The sequence below is a fragment of the Streptomyces sp. NPDC007863 genome, assembly GCF_040633895.1.
Lineage (GTDB): Bacteria > Actinomycetota > Actinomycetes > Streptomycetales > Streptomycetaceae > Streptomyces.
The window spans coordinates 199435-217274 of sequence record NZ_JBEYEI010000013.1 but is presented as its reverse complement, the minus strand read 5'-3'; the positions used below and the strand labels follow the sequence as shown (position 1 = coordinate 217274).

20 protein-coding genes are annotated in these 17840 nt (G+C 75.8%); 12 read left to right on the top strand and 8 right to left on the bottom strand.

From position 1 onward, the window contains the following. Window positions 1–2: 2 nt before the first annotated feature. Together ABZ621_RS21890 and ABZ621_RS21885 are read right to left on the bottom strand one after the other, a co-directional pair. Window positions 3–656, bottom strand: a complete 654-nt coding sequence (locus tag ABZ621_RS21890) for an FMN-binding negative transcriptional regulator (protein ID WP_360606967.1) — start codon at window positions 654–656, stop codon at window positions 3–5. A 10-nt stretch (window positions 657–666) separates the two neighbouring features. Then, window positions 667–1377 carry a pyridoxamine 5'-phosphate oxidase family protein gene (locus ABZ621_RS21885; protein ID WP_360606965.1) on the bottom strand — a complete coding sequence of 237 codons (711 nt, stop codon included), beginning with the start codon at window positions 1375–1377 and terminating at the stop codon, window positions 667–669. Between the two features lie 49 nt (window positions 1378–1426). Between ABZ621_RS21885 and ABZ621_RS21880 the strand changes: the two genes are divergently transcribed. Beyond that, the gene (locus ABZ621_RS21880) at window positions 1427–2761 is read left to right on the top strand and encodes an aminotransferase class I/II-fold pyridoxal phosphate-dependent enzyme (protein WP_360606963.1); all 1335 of its coding nucleotides are present in this window, start codon (window positions 1427–1429) and stop codon (window positions 2759–2761) included. A gap of 47 nt (window positions 2762–2808) precedes the next feature. Here ABZ621_RS21880 and ABZ621_RS21875 read toward each other — a convergent pair whose 3' ends face one another. After that, a complete protein-coding gene (locus tag ABZ621_RS21875; RefSeq protein WP_360606961.1) occupies window positions 2809–3807 on the bottom strand; it encodes a DMT family transporter in 999 nt (332 codons plus the stop codon). Between the two features lie 73 nt (window positions 3808–3880). Here ABZ621_RS21875 and ABZ621_RS21870 point away from each other — a divergent pair, with 73 nt between their 5' ends. After that, window positions 3881–4783 carry a LysR family transcriptional regulator gene (locus tag ABZ621_RS21870; protein WP_360606959.1) on the top strand — a complete coding sequence of 301 codons (903 nt, stop codon included), beginning with the start codon at window positions 3881–3883 and terminating at the stop codon, window positions 4781–4783. Between the two features lie 36 nt (window positions 4784–4819). On the opposite strand, the gene ABZ621_RS21865 is transcribed toward ABZ621_RS21870, so the two are convergent. Beyond that, window positions 4820–5287 carry a pyridoxamine 5'-phosphate oxidase family protein gene (locus ABZ621_RS21865; RefSeq protein WP_360606957.1) on the bottom strand — a complete coding sequence of 156 codons (468 nt, stop codon included), beginning with the start codon at window positions 5285–5287 and terminating at the stop codon, window positions 4820–4822. A 94-nt stretch (window positions 5288–5381) separates the two neighbouring features. Between ABZ621_RS21865 and ABZ621_RS21860 the strand changes: the two genes are divergently transcribed. After that, window positions 5382–6035 (top strand): cysteine hydrolase, encoded by a 654-nt coding sequence (locus ABZ621_RS21860; protein WP_360606955.1) that lies wholly within the window; start codon window positions 5382–5384, stop codon window positions 6033–6035. A gap of 64 nt (window positions 6036–6099) precedes the next feature. On the opposite strand, the gene ABZ621_RS21855 is transcribed toward ABZ621_RS21860, so the two are convergent. After that, window positions 6100–6519, bottom strand: coding sequence for a Rieske (2Fe-2S) protein (locus ABZ621_RS21855; RefSeq protein WP_360606953.1), 420 nt, complete (start codon window positions 6517–6519; stop codon window positions 6100–6102). A gap of 178 nt (window positions 6520–6697) precedes the next feature. Between ABZ621_RS21855 and ABZ621_RS21850 the strand changes: the two genes are divergently transcribed. Beyond that, on the top strand, window positions 6698–7843 hold the full coding sequence (locus tag ABZ621_RS21850) for an AraC family transcriptional regulator (RefSeq protein WP_360606951.1): 1146 nt from the start codon (window positions 6698–6700) through the stop codon (window positions 7841–7843). Window positions 7844–7958: 115 nt separating this feature from the next. Beyond that, window positions 7959–8567, top strand: a complete 609-nt coding sequence (gene lepB, locus ABZ621_RS21845) for a signal peptidase I (protein ID WP_360606949.1) — start codon at window positions 7959–7961, stop codon at window positions 8565–8567. Window positions 8568–8601: 34 nt separating this feature from the next. Here the strand turns inward: lepB and ABZ621_RS21840 are convergent, their stop codons facing one another. After that, the gene (locus ABZ621_RS21840; protein ID WP_360606946.1) at window positions 8602–9219 is read right to left on the bottom strand and encodes a TetR family transcriptional regulator; all 618 of its coding nucleotides are present in this window, start codon (window positions 9217–9219) and stop codon (window positions 8602–8604) included. A gap of 208 nt (window positions 9220–9427) precedes the next feature. On the opposite strand from ABZ621_RS21840, the gene ABZ621_RS21835 reads away from it, so the two are divergent. The 7 genes from ABZ621_RS21835 to ABZ621_RS21805 all read left to right on the top strand — a co-directional run bounded on the left by ABZ621_RS21835 (window position 9428) and on the right by ABZ621_RS21805 (window position 14046). Then, window positions 9428–10108: a DUF6230 family protein gene (locus ABZ621_RS21835; protein ID WP_360606944.1), complete on the top strand. Its 681-nt coding sequence runs from the start codon at window positions 9428–9430 to the stop codon at window positions 10106–10108. Between the two features lie 140 nt (window positions 10109–10248). After that, complete coding sequence (locus tag ABZ621_RS21830) at window positions 10249–10785, top strand: DUF6114 domain-containing protein (RefSeq protein ID WP_360606942.1); 537 nt, start codon at window positions 10249–10251, stop codon at window positions 10783–10785. Then, entirely contained in the window at window positions 10782–11567 is a 786-nt protein-coding gene (locus ABZ621_RS21825; RefSeq protein WP_360606940.1) for a DUF6230 family protein, read from the top strand. Before ABZ621_RS21830 ends, ABZ621_RS21825 begins: the two co-directional genes overlap by 4 nt. Beyond that, a complete protein-coding gene (locus tag ABZ621_RS21820; RefSeq protein ID WP_360606938.1) occupies window positions 11561–11977 on the top strand; it encodes a DUF6114 domain-containing protein in 417 nt (138 codons plus the stop codon). The genes ABZ621_RS21825 and ABZ621_RS21820 overlap by 7 nt, the downstream gene beginning before the upstream one ends. After that, window positions 11974–12603: a hypothetical protein gene (locus tag ABZ621_RS21815; protein WP_360606936.1), complete on the top strand. Its 630-nt coding sequence runs from the start codon at window positions 11974–11976 to the stop codon at window positions 12601–12603. Before ABZ621_RS21820 ends, ABZ621_RS21815 begins: the two co-directional genes overlap by 4 nt. Next, window positions 12600–13304, top strand: coding sequence for a DUF6230 family protein (locus tag ABZ621_RS21810; protein WP_360606934.1), 705 nt, complete (start codon window positions 12600–12602; stop codon window positions 13302–13304). Before ABZ621_RS21815 ends, ABZ621_RS21810 begins: the two co-directional genes overlap by 4 nt. Before the next feature lie 76 nt (window positions 13305–13380). Beyond that, window positions 13381–14046, top strand: a complete 666-nt coding sequence (locus ABZ621_RS21805; protein WP_360606932.1) for a GPP34 family phosphoprotein — start codon at window positions 13381–13383, stop codon at window positions 14044–14046. Window positions 14047–14068: 22 nt separating this feature from the next. Here ABZ621_RS21805 and ABZ621_RS21800 read toward each other — a convergent pair whose 3' ends face one another. Both ABZ621_RS21800 and ABZ621_RS21795 read right to left on the bottom strand, forming a co-directional pair. Further along, window positions 14069–16534: a helix-turn-helix transcriptional regulator gene (locus ABZ621_RS21800; RefSeq protein ID WP_360606930.1), complete on the bottom strand. Its 2466-nt coding sequence runs from the start codon at window positions 16532–16534 to the stop codon at window positions 14069–14071. Between the two features lie 118 nt (window positions 16535–16652). Further along, window positions 16653–17555 carry a dienelactone hydrolase family protein gene (locus tag ABZ621_RS21795; RefSeq protein ID WP_360606928.1) on the bottom strand — a complete coding sequence of 301 codons (903 nt, stop codon included), beginning with the start codon at window positions 17553–17555 and terminating at the stop codon, window positions 16653–16655. Window positions 17556–17840 lie beyond the last annotated feature (285 nt).

Sequence of the window (17840 nt, the reverse complement as noted above, 5' to 3'; positions counted from 1 at the left end):
GGTCAGCCGCCGGTCTCCGCGGCGAGGCGGCGGAGCTGGTGGGCCCGGGCGGCGAGGTCGCCCGGGCCGGCCCGTTCGGCGAGGCGTTCCGCGACCCGGCGCTGCACCTCGGGCGTCTTGTTGCCCGCGTACTTGAACTTGGCGCGCACCTCCGTCACCTCCAGGACCAGGCCCCGGATGCCGGGGAGCATCCGCCCGAAGGGAGCCTCGCCGGGGACGACCCGCGCGGTCCCGCCGCCCGGCTGGAAGTGGCCGACCTGCCGGTTCAGCAGCTCGGCCTTCTCCGCCGGGTCGTCCACCACGCGGGCGACGCAGTGCAGTTGCACGGCCGCGTAGTACGAGGTCGGCGTCCCGTGTCCGGAGGGCGCGCCCTCGGGGGCCGTCCAGGTGCCGGGGACGTACGCGTAGTCGTCGACGACGCTGAGCAGCACCCGGGGGTTCGCCTCCAGGGCGGGCCACAGCGGGTTGGGGCGGGCGAGGTGGGTGAGGACACGGCCGTACGGGCCCGGCTCCTCCTCGTACCGGAAGTGCGCGGGCTGTACCAGGGGCGGTTCGCCGGGCAGGCCGTTGGCGGCGATCTGGCCGAAGTCGTGGCGGGCGAGCCACTCCCGCCACTCGGTCTCGTCGGTCGCGGCGTCCCAGGGGTGGATGAGCATCGGGGGTCCCTCAGAGCGCGGTCAGGTAGGCGGGCAGGGCGATCGACGGGTCCAGGTCCGCCGACGGGACGGGGGCGCCGGCGCGCGGGGCGACCGGGACCACGCCCGCCCAGTGCGGCAGGGCCAGGTCCCGGGGGTCGTCGTTGGGGCCGCCGGAGCGGACCTTGGCCGAGACCTCCTCCAGGTCGAGCCGGATGACGGCGGTGGCGGCCAGCTCCTTGGCGTCGGCCGGCCGCGCGTCGGCCGAGCGGCCGGGGACGACCTGGTCGACGAGGGCGTCGAGCGCCACGCGCCGCTCCTCGGGGTCGGTGACCTGGTGGGCGGTGCCGTGGACGACGACCGAGCGGTAGTTGAGCGAGTGGTGGAAGGCGGAGCGGGCCAGCACCAGCCCGTCGACGTGGGTGACGGTGAGGCAGACGGTGAGGCCGGGGTCCTCGGCGGTGGCGCCGGTGGTGCCGGGCTTCGCGGCGGCGGCCATGCGGAGCGGGCGGGAGCCGGTGGAGCCGTGGACGTACAGCCGCTCGCCGATCCGGCCGTAGAGGGTGGGGAGCACGACGGGGGCGCCGTCGCGTATGAAGCCGAGGTGGCAGACGTACCCCTCGTCGAGGATGGCGTGCACGAGCGCCCGGTCGTAGGAGGCCCGCTGCCGGGAGCGGGTGGGCACGGTGCGGTCGGTGGGCGTGTAGCCGTCCGTGGGGGTGTGGCGGTCGATGGCGCTCATGGTTCTGCTTCCCTTGCCCCTCTGATTGCACTAGTGCATAATGTGATTTGTGCTAGGAGAGTATCGGATCGAGGGTCGTCGCGCATCGGAGATCGCCGCCAGCGTGGAGCGGGGGGTCGGGAGCGGGGCGCTGGAGCCCGGCCATGTGCTGCCGCCCATGCGGGAGTTGGCCGCCGGGCTGGGCGTGAACCCGAACACGGTCGCCGCCGCCTACCGGACCCTGCGGGAGCGCGGGGTCATCGAGACCGACGGGCGGCGCGGCAGCCGGGTGCGGCCGCGGCCGGCCACCACGGCGCGCGGCTCGCTGCGCGTCGAGGCGCCGCCCGGGGTCCGGGACCTCAGCGGCGGCAACCCCGACCCGGCCCTGCTGCCGCCGCTCGGCGAGGCCTTCGCCGAGGCGGCGCGGCGGTACGCGGTGCGGCCCGGCATGTACGGAGAGGCGCCCGTCGACCCCGACTTCGCGCGGCTCGCCCGGGCCGCGTTCGACGCGGACGGGGTGCCCGACGGGCCCGTCGGCGTCGCCTCCGGCTCGCTCGACGCGATCGAGCGGATCCTCGCCGCGCACCTCAGGCCCGGTGACGCCGTCGCCGTCGAGGACCCGGGCTGGGGCAGCCTCCTCGATCTCGTACCCGCCCTGGGGCTGCGGCCCGTACCGGTCGCCGTCGACGACGACGGGCCGCTCGCCGACCGGGTCGAGCGGGCGATCACGCGCGACGGCGCCCGCGCGGTGATCGTCACCGACCGGGCGCAGAACCCCACGGGCGCCTGCGTCGGCGCCGGGCGCGCGGCGGAGCTGCGGCGGGTGCTCGCCGCGCACCCCGGCGTGCTGCTCGTCGAGGACGACCACGGCCACGGCATCGTCGCCCGGCGGCTGCGGCCGCTCGCCGGGGTCACCGACCGCTGGGCGCTCGTCCGCTCGGTCGCCAAGGCCTACGGCCCCGACCTGCGCATCGCCGCCTTCACCGGCGACCCCGAGACCGTCGACCGGGTGCTCGGCCGTCAGCGCCTCGGCCCCGGCTGGGTCAGCCGCCTCCTCCAGCAGGCCGTCGTCCACCTGTGGACCACGGGCGCGGTCGACCCCGAGACCGTCGCCGACGCCTACGGGGAGCGGCGCGACGCCCTCGTCCTGGCCCTCGCCCGGCGGGGCGTCGAGGCCCACGGGCGCAGCGGCATGAACGTCTGGGTGCCCGTCGCCGACGAGACCGGAGCCGTCGCGCGCCTGCTCGCCGCCGGCTGGGCGGTCGCCCCCGGCGCCCGCTTCCGCATCGCCTCGGGACCCGCCGTCCGCCTCACCGTCTCCCCGCTCGCCCCCGGCGACATCGCCCCCCTCGCCGACGCGGTCGCCGCGGCCGCGGGCCCGGCCCCGGCCCGCAGCTACGGCTGACGGCCGCCCCGGAGCCGGGGCGGCCGTCGGGCCGGTGGGATGCGCGTCTACCTGGAGCTCGGCACCTTCGGATGCGAGGAGTCCGCCGCCTCCGCGGGGGTGCCGGGGGTCGCCTCGCGGGTGGGCGTCGGCGTGCGGCGGGAGGTGCGGGTCTGGGTGAGGGCGGCGCCCAGGAGGACGATCGCGGCGCCCACGGGGGTGTTCCAGGCGAGGTGTTCGTCCAGGAAGGCGACGCCCGCCGCCGTGGCGATGACGGGGATGAAGTACGTGACCATCGAGGCCGTCGTCGGGCCGACCTCGGCGACCACGCCGTACTGGAGCAGCATCGCGTAGCCGGTGCCGAGGGCGCCGAGGGCGATCACCGCGAGGAGCGGCAGGAGCTCGACGGAGTCCGGGAGCGAGGTGAAGAACGGGGTGACCAGGGCCAGTTGCAGGGTGGCCGTGCCGACCTGGGCGGTCGCCAGGGACAGGTGCGAGGAGCCCGTGCCGCTCAGGGTGCGGCGGACGTAGATCCAGCCGACCGCGTAGCTGAACGAGGCGAGGAGGGCCAGCGCCGTGCCCGTGACGTCGAGGCCCGAGAAGCCCTGCCACGCGCCGAGGACCGTCAGGACGCCGACGAAGCCGATGCCCAGGCCCGCCGCCCGCACCCGGGTCGGCCGGTCCTCCGAGAGCGCCACCAGCGAGAGGACCATGCCCCACAGCGGGGTCGTCGCGTTGCAGATCCCCGCCAGCGTCGACGGGATCGTCAGCTCCGCGTACGCGAAGAGCGAGAACGGCAGCGCGTTGAGCAGGAACGCCGCCACCGCCAGATGGCCCCAGGTCCGGGCCCCGCGCGGCAGCCGGTCCCGCTTCACGACCAGCGCCACGGCCAGCACCGCCGTACCGAAGAGCAGCCGGCCGAAGGTCACCTGGAAGGGCGCGAAGCCGTCCGTGCCCACCTTGATGAAGAGGAAGCTGAAGCCCCAGATCAGGGCCAGCAGGCCGAAGCGGACGCGCCAGTCGAGGAGGGGTGAGGGGGAGCGGGTGGGGGCGGCTTCTCGGGTCATGTACTCAGGGTGACGGCGACGACTTCGTAGGACAAGCGAGATTAACTCGACCCTTTCGCTTAGCATTGCTTACATGTTGAACCTGGAGCGCCTGCGCACCCTCGACGCCGTCGCCCGGCACGGCTCCGTCAGCGGCGCCGCCGACGGTCTGCACGTGACGACCTCCGCCGTCTCCCAGCAGCTGTCCAAGCTGGAGCGCGAAGTGGGTCAGCGGCTCCTCGCCAAGAACGGGCGGGGGGTGCGGCTCACCGACGCGGGCATGCTGCTCGCCGAGCACGCCGCCCGGATCCTCTCCCACGTCCAGCTCGCCCAGGCCGACATCGAGGCCCAGCGCGGCCAGGTCGTCGGCGAGGTGCGGCTCGTCGGCTTCCCGACCGCCGCCCGAGGCCTCTTCCCCGCCGCCCTCGCCGCGCTCCGCGCCCGCCACCCCGACCTGCGGGTCCGCACCGCCGAGTTCGAGCCCGAGCAGGGGGTGCGGGCGGTGCTGCGCGGCGACGCCGACCTGGCGATCGTCCTGGACTGGAGCAACCGCCGGGCGCCGGTCCCCGGCGAGCTGGAGCGGGCCCATCTGCTCGACGACTCGGCGGACGTGGCCCTGCCGGCCGGGCACCGGCTCGCCGGGCGGGAGGCGGTGGACCTGGCGGACTTCGCCGACGAGGAGTGGGTGTCCTGGCCGGAGGGCGAGTTCTGCCACGACTGGCTGATGTTCACCCTCCGCTCCCAGGGCATCGAACCCCGCATCGCCCACTTCGCCGGCGAGCACCACACCCAGCTCGCCCTCGTCGCCGCCGGACTCGGCGTGTGCGTCACGCCCCGGCTCGGCCGGCCGCACCCGGAAGGGGTCGTCTGCGTGCCCGTACGCCAGCAGGTGCGCCGGCACATCTACGCCACCTGGCGCACCGACGCCGGCCGCCGGCCGTCGCTGCGCGCGGTCGTCGAGGCGCTGCGGGAGGCGGGGCGGCCGCACGCCGGCTGAGCCCGGGCTGCCGTCCCCGGAGTCCCGGCGCCGTCTCTAGAGCGTCGCCAGCTTGCGGAAGTCCCAGGACGCGACGGCGTCCGGGGTCAGCCGGAGCCAGGCGTGCCGGCCGTCGTGCGGCATGGCGTCGAGGCCGAAGTTCTTCGCCGCGAAGAGGCGCTCCACCGCGTCGAGTTCCGGACACGGCTCGCCCGTGCGCGGTGCCTCGCCGACGAAGACCGCCGTCCCCGACAGCTCGGCCCCGCGCAGGTCGCCGTACTCCTCGCCGTCGTCGACCAGGACCGAGATCCTGGGGTCGGCGCGCAGCTCGGCCCAGCGGCGGCTGCGGGTCAGCGAGTACAGCCAGAGCGAGGTGCCGTCCCAGGCGTACCAGAGCGCGCTGAGATGGGGGCGGCCGTCTGCGGAGACGGTGGCGACCCGGCAGGTGCGCTGCTCGGCGAGGAAGGAGTCGAGCTCCTTCGGGGTCATCATGATCCTGCGTCCATGGCGCTGCGCGACGGTCATCGTCCGCACCCTTCTGGATTTTTGATGAGACGTCAGAAATCATGGGTCCCTCTCGCACGCCCGTGCAAGAGGCGGGCGGGTGCGAGGGGGAGCGATGGGACGCGGAGAAGAGCGCGACGAGCGGCCGGGCCCGGACGGGGTCGTGCTGCTCACCGTGGAATGCCAGCGGGGGGTCGTCGGCGCGGAGAGCGCCCTGCCCGAACTCGCCGCCGCCGCGCGGAAGTCCGGCGCCCTCGCCAACGTGGCCCGGCTCGTCGACGCCGCCCACGGCGCCGGCGTCCAGGTGGTGCACGCCGTCGCCGAGCGGCGCCCCGACGGGCGCGGCTCCAACAGCAACGCCCGCCTCTTCCGGGCCGCTTCCCGGCTGCCCGTGCAGCAGCACAGCGGCTCCACGGCGGTACGGATCGCGGAGCCGATCCAGGTGGCCGACGAGGACCTGGTGGTGCGGCGGCTGCACGGCCTCTCCCCGCTGGCCGGCACGGACCTGGACGCGCTGCTGCGCAACCTCGGCTGCCGGACCCTCGTGGTGACCGGGGTCTCCGCCAACGTGGCCGTACCCAACGCCGTCTTCGACGCGGTGAACCTCGGCTACAACGTCGTCGTGCCGCGGGACGCCATCGCGGGGGTGCCGGCCGACTACACCCCCGCGATGATCCGCAACACCCTCTCCCTCGTCGCCACCATCGCCACCACCGACGAGCTGCTCACGGCCTGGAAGGCGCCGAGGCGTTCCTCCGCCCGCGCGTGAGGAGGACGGGTGCGGAGAGGCGTGTGAGGAGAGGCGCGTGAGGGGAGGCGGGTGGCGGCGGGGGTCAGCCGAAGGAGATGTCCTCGCCCTTCACCTCGATCGGCTCCGGCGGCAGTGACGACGTCGCCGGACCCCCCTTCACGCTGCCGTCCGAGATGTCGAACCTGCTCTGATGGCACGGACAGACGATCACGCCGTCCTTCACCTCGCTCACCGCGCACCCCGCGTGCGTGCACTTCGACGAGAAGGCCTTGAACTCCCCGGCCTTCGGCTGGGTGATGACGATCCCCTTGCCGGCCAGGACCTTGCCGCCGCCCACCGGGATCTCCCCGGTCTTCGCGAGCGGACCCTCCGGGGCGCCGTCCCCGCCGCCCGTGCCGGTGTCGCCCTCGGCGTTCGTGCCGCCGCCGCAGGCGGTCAGCGCCGCCGCCGCGAGCCCCGCCCCGCCGGCCGCGACCACGGTCCGCCGTGCCACTCCGCTCATGCCTGCCCCTCTCGATGCGCCGCTGGAGTCTTCCGGAAGCGACGGTAGACGGAGTTCCTGTGACGTAGGCCCCGTTCGGCGCAGACTCCCTCCAGCCGCCTTACAGTCCGCATTAGAGTGTCCGAACCTGGACACCCACCGGGTGAAGTGTCAAACGCGCCGAACGGAGGCGACGGGCATGCGGACGGGATCGGTCAGCGCCCATCACGTGCGGGCCGTGGCCCTCGCCGCCGAGCGGCGCGGGATGGACGCCGGACCGCTGCTCGCGCGCGCGGGGCTGTCGCCCGCCCTGCTCACCGGCCTCCCGCCGGACCGGGTGCCGTCCGCGCGCTTCGGGCGGCTGGTCCGGCTGCTCTGGGCGAGCCTCGACGACGAGCTGCTCGGCTTCGGCGGCGCGCCCACCAAGGTCGGCGCCTTCGCGATGATGGGCCACCTCGTCGTCCACGGCAGCGGCGACCTGCGCGAGGCCCTGCACCGGGCCCGGACCTTCTACTCCCTCTTCCCCGGCGGGCCGAGCTTCCGCCTCGTCGAACCGGCGGCGCCGAAGGGGGAGTACGACAGGGAGTACGGCAGGGACGACGACAAGAAGGACGAGCCGGAGCGCGACCGCCCCGACGAGGCCCGGCTCGAATTCGACGTCTCCGGCTACGACGACCCCCTGCACTTCGGCGCCGAGGCCACCGTCCTCGTCGCCCACCGCTTCGCCGGCTGGCTGATCCGCCGCCGGATCGGGCTGCGCCGGGTCGAGTTCGCCCACGCCGAGCCCCGCCACTCCGCCGAGTACGCCCTGCTCTTCGGCGCCCCCTGCGTCTTCGGCGCCGGTCGCACCGCCGCCGTCTTCGACCGCGCCGACCTCGACGAGCCCGTGCTGCGCGACGCGGCGGCGCTCCGGGACTTCCTGCGCCGCGCCCCCGACGGCGTGCTGGTCTGCTCGGAGTGGGGGAGCACCGTCGCAGGGCGGGTGCGCCACCTCATCGGGCGGGCGCTGCCGGCCGGGCCCGTGCCCACCCCGGAGGAGCTGGCCGAGCGGCTCTCGGTCAGCCCGCAGACCCTCCGCCGGCAACTGGCCGCCGAGGGCACCACGTACCAGCGGCTGCGCGATCAGGTGCGCCGGGATCACGCCATCGCGGAGCTCACCGCGGGGCGGGTCTCCATCGAGCGGCTCTCGCGGCGGCTCGGCTTCTCCGAACCCAGCGCCTTCCACCGGGCGTTCCGCCGCTGGACCGGCGAGACCCCGCGTGCCTACCAGGTCCGCGACCGGGACGCCGGACCGGGGCCCGGACCTGCGCCCCCGCCCTTGTTGACGCGCGGTCAACAAGGCTGAGCGGTACGGTCACAGCGGCCGCCCGCCGCCCGGCCTACCGTCCCGCCATGACCGAATTCGACCGGTCCGGGGCCGTACCGCACCCCGGCCGACACGGCGGCCGAAAGGGCCGCCGATGAGGGCGGGGCGCGTCCTCGGCGCAGTCCTCGGGACCGGTGCCCTGCTCTGTCTGCTCGCGGGAGTGGCCGTGACCGCCCTCGGCGTCCGGGTCGACGGGTCCAGCATGGACCCGACCCTCCGCCCGGGCGACCGGATCCTCGTCTCGCCGGGCTCGGAGGGCCGGGTGGACCGCTTCGACGTGGTCCTGCTGCGCGGCGGCCGACAGGACTCCCTCATGGTGAAACGGGTGATCGGTCTGCCCGGTGACCGGGTGGCGATCGTGTCGACCGGCGCGGAACCCTTCCAGGTCCTGCTCCAGGAGGGCGGCAAGGGGCCCGTACGCCGGGTGGTCGCCGCCCAGTGGGCCGGCCGCGCCCACCGCGCGGGGGCCTGCTGCTCGGCGGAGGGCACCCGGTCGGCGCGCGCGGAGCTGCGGACCGTACCCGAGGGCGGCTTCTTCTACCTGGGCGACAACCCCGACCTGTCGGACGACTCCCGGCAGTACGGCTGGGGTGCGATCGACCGGGTGGAGGGGCGGGTCGGGCTGCGTGCCTACCCCGTCACCGCCGCGCCGGGGCTCGGCAACCGGCCCGTGCTGGAGGAGTACGGGGGTCCGCCGCCGTAGGAGCGGGACCGGAGCCGCGGGGGCGACGGCGGGTTCAGGCGCGGGCGGTGCCCGCCGGCAGGCGTTCCCGGCCGGTGCTGAGGGCGACGCGCACCGTCGTGTCGGCGATGCGGCGGGCCGACTCCTCGGGGGAGGCGGCGGCCTGCACGACGTGACTCGCCGTCAGGCGGACCGCCGTGTCCACCGCCAGGTCCCGCGCGACCGGGTCGATCGAGGGCCAGGTCTCCGCCGCGTACGTCGCCGCCATCGTCGTCGCCAGCTCGAACGCGGCGGCGGAACGGGTCGTCAGATAGGGGAGGAGGCCGCCCTCGCCGGTGCTCGTCAGCATCGCCCGGATCAGCGGATTGCGGCGGGCCAGCGTCAGCGTGAAGCCGACGGCGGCCTCCACGGCCGCGCGGAGGTCGTCCGGGTGGGCGTCCAGGCCCTGCTGGATGCCGACCAGGCAGCGCTCCAGCTCGCGCCGGAACAGCGCCTCGCCGACCGCCTCCTTGGAGGGGAACTCGGAGTACAGCGTCTGCCGGCTGACGCCCACGTCACCGGCGAGATGCGCCATGCGCAGTTTGTCGAAGCCGTGCTCCGCGACGCGCTCGAAGGCGGCGTCGAGGAGCCGTTCGCGCAGCAGTGTCCTGACCGTCTCCCTGAAGCGTGCCATCGCGCCAGCCTAGAGCAGCGCCGGAACCCCTCAGGGGGGTGACAGAACCACCGGGTCCGTCCGCACTCTTGACACAACTTCTCGTAGTGTCCAATTCTCGAACAGACAGCCACAGAGTGTCCGTCGTCCTCGGCCGCCGGCCCCGGACGCACGGCTGTCCCTCATCCCACCCCGCGCCACCGCGCGGACCCACGGTTGGAGAACCCTCATGCAGAACGAGCCCAGAGGCGTCACCCGCTGGCGCAGATCGGCCTTCCTCGCCGTCCCCGCCTGCGCGGCGGTCGCGGCCATGGCCACCGCGATGGTCCAGGGCGCCCTCGCGGCGAACCTCTCCCTGACCAGTGTGCCGTTCACCCTCAGCTCCAAGACGGTGGCGGCCCCGCAGGGCATCGGCGCGGTCATGCACACCATCGACGCCGGCGGCCCCAAGGGCGCCGCGCAGGTCGGCATCGCCAAGGCCGGCCTCGACGGGATCTGCGTCCACGCCACCCAGTCGGTCGCCCTCCCGGTGATCGGCAGCCTCGGCACCTGGTCGCTCAACATCTCCTCGCCCGCCGCCGCGACCCCGCTCACCAGCGACCAGCTGGCCAACGGCGCCGGACTCCAGGCCAACAAGCTCATCCTCGACGCCCAGGCGCTCAAGGCGGCCACCGCCACCCTGAACGCCAGCGACGCCACCCCGAACGTCATCGGCGCCGCGGCCGACGGCGCCGGGATCAAGGCCACCGGCATCCAGGACGGCGCCGCGGGCCAGTTCGGCCTCGACGCCACCGGCGGCCGCACCGACATCAGCAACCTGAACGCCGACGCGAACGGTGCCACGATCGCCGGGGCCATCACGCTCCCCGACCTCGCGATCGCCATCAAGCACGGCGACACGGGCTGCTGACACCCCCTCCGCACCCCATGAGCACCACCGCACCACGGCACCACCGCACGACCCGGACCGGGACGGCGCGCCACCGCGGGGCGCGCCGCCCCGGACCGGCCCACCGCCCGCCCCTTCCGGACCGCCCCTGCGAGGCCCCCGTGACCAGCACCGACCCGCCCGCCCCCGAGGCCCCCGAGGCGATGCCCGCCGAGCCGGCGCCCGCCGAGGCCCCGGAGCCGCGCCCCTCCGCCCCGGCCCGCGCCCGCCGGGGGTTCCGCCGCTGGCGCCGCACCCGGCCGTTCTGGGCCGCGCTGTGGATGGCCCTCGGCGGCTTCGTGATCTTCTTCCTGCCGCTGGCGCCGCTGGGCAGGATCCTCCAGGTCGGCATCGGCGGCATCGCCGGCATGGCGGGCGGCGTCGTCATCATGGCGATGGCCCTGCTCGTCCTCGCCCTGCCGAGCCAGCGCCACACCGCCGGCACCCTCGCCGTCATCGCCGGCGTCGCCTCGTTCCCCCTGTCCAACCTCGGCGGCCTCTTCGTCGGCATGGGCCTCTCCGTCCTGGGCGGCGCCATGGCCTTCGCCTGGCTGCCAGAGAAGCCCGCCCGGCGCCCCGGCCGCCCGGGCCGCCGCCGTGACCGTGTCACCGACGGGACCCCCGCGTCCCCCGCATCCGTTGGGAGCGGCTCCGCATGAACCCCCTCCACGCAGCGCCCCGCACGACGGGCGGCCCGCTCGCCCGGCTCGGCGCCGAAGGCGTCCGCGCCGCCGCCGGCTGGAACGCCCGGATGCTCGCCGAGGCCGCCGACGGCACCCGCCGGGGCACCCGCTGGGGCCGCGGCGCCCTCGCCCTCGTCCCCTCCTGCCTCGCGATCGGCGCGCTCGGCGCGGCCCTCGCGCAGGGCGCCCTCGCCGCCAACTTCAGCGTCACCGGACAGCCGTTCACCCTCACCTCCAACGGCGTCTCCGGCAGCGGCTTCGGCGCCATCGTCAACACCCCCGCCGTGGGGCGCCCCGACGGCACCACGACCACCGACACCGCGATGGCGCGCGTCGGTTTCGCCAGCGCGGGCCTCGCCGGACTGTGCGGGATCGTCCACCAGTCGATCGCGGGCGTGCCGTACTCGCTCCTGCTCACCGGCGGACAGCCGGTGACCGCGACCCCGCCCGCCGCCTTCACCACCGACATCGACGCCTCCAACCTCTACATCCAGGCCACCGAGCTGCAGGCGTACGGCCCCACCACCCTCCAGAACGCGGTCCTCGGCCAGTCCGCCGACCAGGTCACCGTCGCCGGCAAGCCGCTCACCGGGGCGCTCCCCGGCGGCTTCGGCCTCGGCTCGGCGGGCGGCGAGGGCGGCAGCTCCATCCGGCTGCACGGGCTCAACGCCACCGCGTACGACGCCGAGATGGCCGGCGCGCTGGTGCTGCCGAACCTGAAGCTGAGGGTCGTCGCCGGAACGGCCGCCACATGCTGAGCCGGGCCCGCGCCGCGTACCGGTGGTTCCGCGCCTTCCGGCGCACCCGCCCCTTCTGGGGCGCGGTGTGGATGGTGGCCGGCGGCTGGACCGTGCTCAAGTTCTCGCTCAGCTCCGTGCAGCTCATCGTCAGCACCGGCTTCGGCGGCGTCGCGGGCTACCTCGTCGGCGGCGGGATGATCCTCTGCGGGCTCATCCCGCTCGCCGCGCCCCGCCAGCGGTACACCTTCGGCCTCCTCGGCTGCGTCCTCGCCGTGGTCTCCCTCGTCGTCTCCAACCTCGGCGGCTTCCTCCTCGGCATGGCCCTCGGGGTCCTCGGCGGCTCGATGTTGGTCGGCTGGGGCGCCAAGCGCCCGCGCGGAGCGGCGCGCGCCGCGGCCGGAGCCGTACCCGAGGCGGTGGAGGCGTGACGGCCGGGGCGGGCGTACGGGGGCGGCGCAAGGCGGTCGCCGTCGTGGCCGCGCTGCTGCTCGCCGTCGCCACCGCGCTCACCTCCGGCGGGCCGAGCAGCGCCGCCGGCCGCCCGCCTGCGGCCGTGGCACCGCTCGGAGTACCGTTCCTGCCCAGCCCGTACCCGCTCCAGGTGCGCATCGACAGCATGGTCGCCGTCTCCCTGACCGTCGAGAAGGGCGTCACCATCCGGCTCTCCGACGGCACCCCCGTCGTGACGAACAAGTACACCTTCACCAAGCTGCAGATCCGCTCCCACATGAACGTGACCCAGCGGGCCGACGGCCACACCCTCGTCATCGACGTGCCGAACGAGGGCTCGCTCGGCGGCTACGACAGCGCCGGCCGGCCCGAGACCACGACGATGTGGGGGAAGATCGACCGGGTCTGCGTCCGCGTGATCTTCCAGATCTGCGAGGTCCAGGGGCTGCTCGACTTCTTCGGCTCCCTCATCCCGCTCACGGCCGGCGCGGAGGAGTTCGAGGGCGAGATCTACGCCATCAGGACCGTCGACGACCACGCCGCCCTCGACTCCACCGACAACCCCGTCCACCTCCCCGGAACGATCACGGTGACCACGCCATGACCAGCTCCGCACCGCACCGCCCCGAGGGCCGCACCCACTGGCGGCGCACCCTCGCCGTCGCCGTCCCCGCGCTCCTCGCCGCCGGCGGGCTCGGCTCGGCGATGGCCACCGGGGCGCTCGCCGTCGGCCTGAGCGTCCAGGACCGGCCCGTCGACTTCACCACCAGCAGCCTGTACGGCACCCAGTACGGCGCCGCCGTCGTCGACCAGCAGGTCGTACGCCCCGACGGCACGGCCGGCAGCGTGCGGGTGCTGCGGATGGGCTTCGCCGACGGGGTCCTCAACGGGCTCTGCCTCAGCCAGCGCCAGCAGATCGCGGGAGCCACGTACACGCTGCTGCTCACCCTCGGCGACGACAACCCCGGCTCCTGGGAGATCCGCACCCGCAACACCGTCCTCGACCTGAGGAACGCCACCGGCGAACTCGACATGGACGGCATCGTCGACCTCAACGTCAACGGCGCCGACGTCCGCACCGTCAAGGACGCCTCCGGCGCGTACGTGCCCAACCCGCTCGGCGCCCCGCAGCACCGCTTCGGCATCCAGGCCCGCTACGCCAAGTTCGACCGGATCACCGGCACCGCGCAGGACTTCCAGATCCCCGGACTGCTCACCGCGCCCCGGCTCAAGCTCTCCGTGAAGCCCGGCGCGGTCGCCTGCCCCGCCCCCGCCGCGCCCACGGGGACACCGGGCACGCCATGAGGGCTCGACGGCCGGCGGGGGAGGTGGTAGTGATCGTGGCGGCCACTCCGTCGTCGCCTCCGGGAGGAACCCTTTCATGACCACGGCGAAAGACCTGTTCATCCTTGCCATGGACCAGGATCCCGAACGCGCCGTGGGGCAGGGCGACCTCTCGCTCGCCCTCGCGGGAGCCGAACTGATCGATCTCCTCGGCGCGGAGGCCGTCACCGTCGACGACGACCGCATCGTGCCCGGCGGACCCGCGGAGCCGGGCGACCGGCTCCTCGGCGAGGCCGCGGCCGGTCTCACCCGGCAGGCCCCGTACGAGCGGATCGAGGACTGGCTCTGGCGCCGTGGCCGCGACCTCTCGGCCGGTTACCAGACCGCCCTGGAGGAGGACGGCGAGCTGGCGCCGCAGCGCGGCGGCCGGATGCCCTTCGGCAGGAAGCGCGTGGAACCGCTCGACACGCCCGCCCGCCGCCGCGCGGCCGAGCGCTGGGACGAGCGGGAGCCCGTCCTGACCGCCCTCGCCTCGGCCCTGGGCATCGGCGTCACCGCTCCCACCCCCGCCGAGGAAGCCGGCGACGACGCGGACGCGGACGCGGACCAGGGCGAGTTCGCCGTGATCGAGCCCGGCTTCGAGGACGAGGCGGTCACGGCCGTGGTGGCCGCCGTGCACGACGCGGTCATGGAGCTGGAGGCCGTACGCCAGCGCCGCACCATCGAGGCCTCCGCCTTCGCCAACCTCTGGCGCGGCGTCTGAGCGGCCGCCGGGCCGGCCCTCCTCACTCCTGGCCCGCGTCAGGGCGGGGGAGGGCCGCCACCACGCCGGACAGCTGCACCCGCGACCGGATCTGCAGCCGCGCGTAGACGTTCCTCAGATGGTGGTCGATCGTGCGCGGGCTCAGCGTGAGCCGGTCCGCGATCTCCTGATTGGTCGCCCCCTGCGCCGCCAGCCGGGCGATCAGCTGCTGCTGCGGCGTGAGGACGGCGAGGGCGGCCGGGCCGGAGCCGCCGGAGCCCTCGACGCCGCCGGTCGCGCGCAGCTCCCAGCGGGCCCGCTCGGCCCAGCCGACGGCCGCGGCCCGCTCGAAGGTGACCAGGGCGTCGCGCAGCGGACCGCGCGCGTCGCCCGGCCGGCGCCGGCGCCGCAGCCAGGTCCCGTACGCGAGCAGCGTCCGGGCCCGCTCGAAGTCGTTGCCGCAGCCGTCGTGGTGCCGCACCGCCTCGCCGAACCAGTACGCCGTCCGCTCGTCCTCCGCCAGCAGCGCCCGGCAGCGCGCCAGTTGGGCCGGAGCCGCCCGGTCGAGGCCCTGCGCGGCCCAGCCGGCGTACTCCTCCGTCACCTCCCGGGCCTCCGCGCGGCGCCCCGAGGCCGCGGCGGCCTCGACGAAGCAGGGGGCCACCAGCATGCGGAGCGCGAAGTGCCCGCCCCGGGGCCCGGGGCGGACGAGCGGGGCAAGCCGGGCGGCCGCCTGGGCGGCGAGCCCGACGCCGAGCTCCGCCCGGGCGAGCGCCCACTCGGCGAGCGTCGCGGCCTGGACGAGCCCGTGCGCGCGGGCGGTCGCGAGGGCCGCCCCGGCGTGCTCGGCGACCCGCCGCCCGTCCTCCCCGAGGACCGATGCCGCGAGGGCCAGCACGGCGTGCTGATGGGCCGCCACATTGGGCTGGCCGGTCCGTCCGGCGGCCCGCAGCCCCTCCCGCGCGTGGCGCGCGGCCCGGCTGTACAGCCCCGCGCGCAGCTCGGCGTAGGCGAGGTGCTCCAGGGCGCGCGGGACCAGCGTCCCGCGGAGCTCCGCCCGGGCCAGGGCGAGCGCCCGGGCGTGGATCCGGGCCGCGGCGGCGGTGTCGCCCAGCACGAGGGCCGCCGAGCCCGCCCGCAGCAGGAGCCGTGGCTCGGCCTCCGCGCCGTCCCGCGCGACCACGCGCGCGAGCGGCGGGCGGGCCTCGGCGAGCCGTCCGCCCAGGGCCGCCCGCAGCCCGTCGGAGAAGTCGCGCTCCGGGCCCGCGGCGCCCCGCGCGCCGTCCAGCGCCGCCAGGCAGGCGGCGGCGTCACCGCCCGCCCAGGCCGCCTCCATCGCGAGGAACAGCGCGTCGGCCGCCTCGGCCGGCGCCTCGTCCCGTAACAGCCGGCCCGCCTGGAGCAGCGCCTCGTGGGCCTCCCGCACCGGACCGCCGGCCGCCGCCGCCAGGCCCCGCAGGAGCAGGGCGCGGCCCGCGGCGAGCGTCCGCTCCGGGGTCACCGGCTCGGCGCGACGCCGCTCGCCCCAGGCGAGAGCCGGTCCGCCGGGTCCGGCGGCGGCCACGGCGGCGCGTTCGAGGAAGGGGTCGGCGAAGCGCAGGGCGGGGCCGGTGCGCGCGAGGAGCCCGCCGGCGACGAGACCGTCCAGGGCTCTGGCCGGGGTGCGTGCCGCCCGTGCCGCCGTCCGCACCGTCTCGACGGCGGCCACGCCCCCGCCGGACCGGGTCGCCGTGGCCGCCAGGCAGAGCAGCCGGCGCGAGTCGACGGGCAGCGAGGCCAGCAGCCCGCCGTACACCCGGCCCAGCACGTCGTCGTCGACGACGGGATCGGGCAGCGGCGCGCGTCCGGAGAGCCGCTCGGCGTCCAGGCGCCGTACGGCCGCGACGAGCACCCCGGGGTGCCCGGCCGTCTCCTGGAGCAGCCGCTCCCGTACGACGGCGGGCACCGGCACCGGGGACAGCGCGTCGAGCAGCGCCCGCGTCGCGTCCGGCACCAGGCGCCCGAGCCGTACGCTCTCCGCGCCCGGCACCTCCGGCGGCCGGTGGTGCGCGGCCAGCGACACGAGCCAGCCCGGTCCCGCCGGTTCGCGCCACGCGGCGGCGAGCGCGGCCCGCGAGTGCGCGTCCCACGCGTGCAGGTCGTCCAGGCACACCAGCGCGCCGCGCCCGGACAACAGCCCCGCCAGGGCCGCGCCGAGACCGGCCGGTCCGCGGGCCTCCCGCAGCGCCCGGCGGGCGGCCGGCGCCGACGGGGCCAGCGCGCCGAGGAGCGCCCGCACTCCGCTCCACGGCGCCCGGTGGCCGGGCGCGGCCACGCCGAAGGCGGCGCCGGGGAAGCCGCGGGCCGCGCGGGCCAGCAGCGCGGAGCGCCCGGTGCCGGGGTCGCCGGTGACGAGGAGCAGACCGCCGGAGCCGTCCGCGGCGCGGGCCGACAGCCTGGCCACGGCGGCGAGCGGGGCCCCGCACCCGTAGAGCTCGGGGCCTTCGGCGGAGGACGTCGCTCCGATCACCCGGCCCACGCTACCGACCCGTACCGGACCGTGGAAGGGCCCCGGGGCTGGGCACCGGCCCAGTCCCGGGGACGCCGTTCTGTGACCGCGCACAGGGCGCGTGCGGGGCTTCCGCGGGTCAGGACCCGAGCGGGCAGCTGCCCCGGTACTCCTCGATCGTCAGGCTCGGCCGCGGCAGCGGGCACAGGAACTGCTCGTAGCGCACGTCGTCGTCGAGGAAGCGCTTGAGCCAGGAGACGCTGTACTTCGCGATCGTCGTGTCCGACGTGTTCGGGGTGAAGTGCGTCGCGCCGTTGAGTTCCAGGTAGGCCTTGTCGAGGCTGTCCGGGAGGCTCTCGTAGAAGGGTTCCGAGTGGGTGGCGACCGGTGCGACGGTGTCGCCGTCCGCGCCGATGACGAGCGTGGGCGTGGCGATCTCCGGCCAGGTCTTGTCCGTGTTCCAGCCCGTCAGCGGGATGGCGGCCTTCAGGGACGGCCGGCTCTTCGCGGCTTCGAGGGTGCCTCCGCCGCCCATGGAGTGCCCCATCACGCCGAGCCGGCTCGCGTCGATCCGGCCGCGTACGGAGCTGCGCTGCGTCAGGTGGTCGAGGGCCGCGAGGAGCTGCCGCCCGCGGCTGTCCGGCTGGTCGAGCGTGGTGAGGGTGTCGATGGTGAACACCACGAACCCCTGCGACGCCAGGCGCGGCCCGAGCCAGGCGATCGACGACTCGTACGCGGTGAACCCCGGCGAGATCACCACCGCGCCGAAGGTGCCGTCGGCGGTCGACGTGGGGTAGTAGATGGTGCCGCCGCCGAAGCCGGTCGCGGCCAGCGAGGAGACGCCGGTCTGCGCCACGGCGTACGGCCCGCGCAGCGCCTCGATGCTGGACTGGGTCGGGGCGGGACCGCGCTCGTACGGATTCTCCGCTGCCGTCCCGGCGGCCTGGGCGCCGGGCGCGAGCAGCAGGGCGAAGCACGCGGACGCCGCTGCGGCGGCCAGGGAAAGGTGTCGTCTCACGACGAAGCCGTCCTCTCGTGTCATGGGGCACCCGCCTCCGGCAGCGCCGGCCGGCGGGCCGTGTCCTGACGGACGCCGCCACTGTCCAGCCGCCACGGCCCCGGGGCATCGGCGAAACCACCGGCCTCGAAACGGCGCCCGCGGCGGCCGGTTCGTACTCCACGGGAAACGGACCGACGGAAACGGACCGACGGAAACGGACCGACGGGAAAGCGGGGAGACCGGCCCGTCTGGGAGAGGGGTGGAGGAGGTCGTGGCGACCGCTGTGTCACGCCCCGCGTGAGGGGGGATCGCTCCCCGGGATCGTCG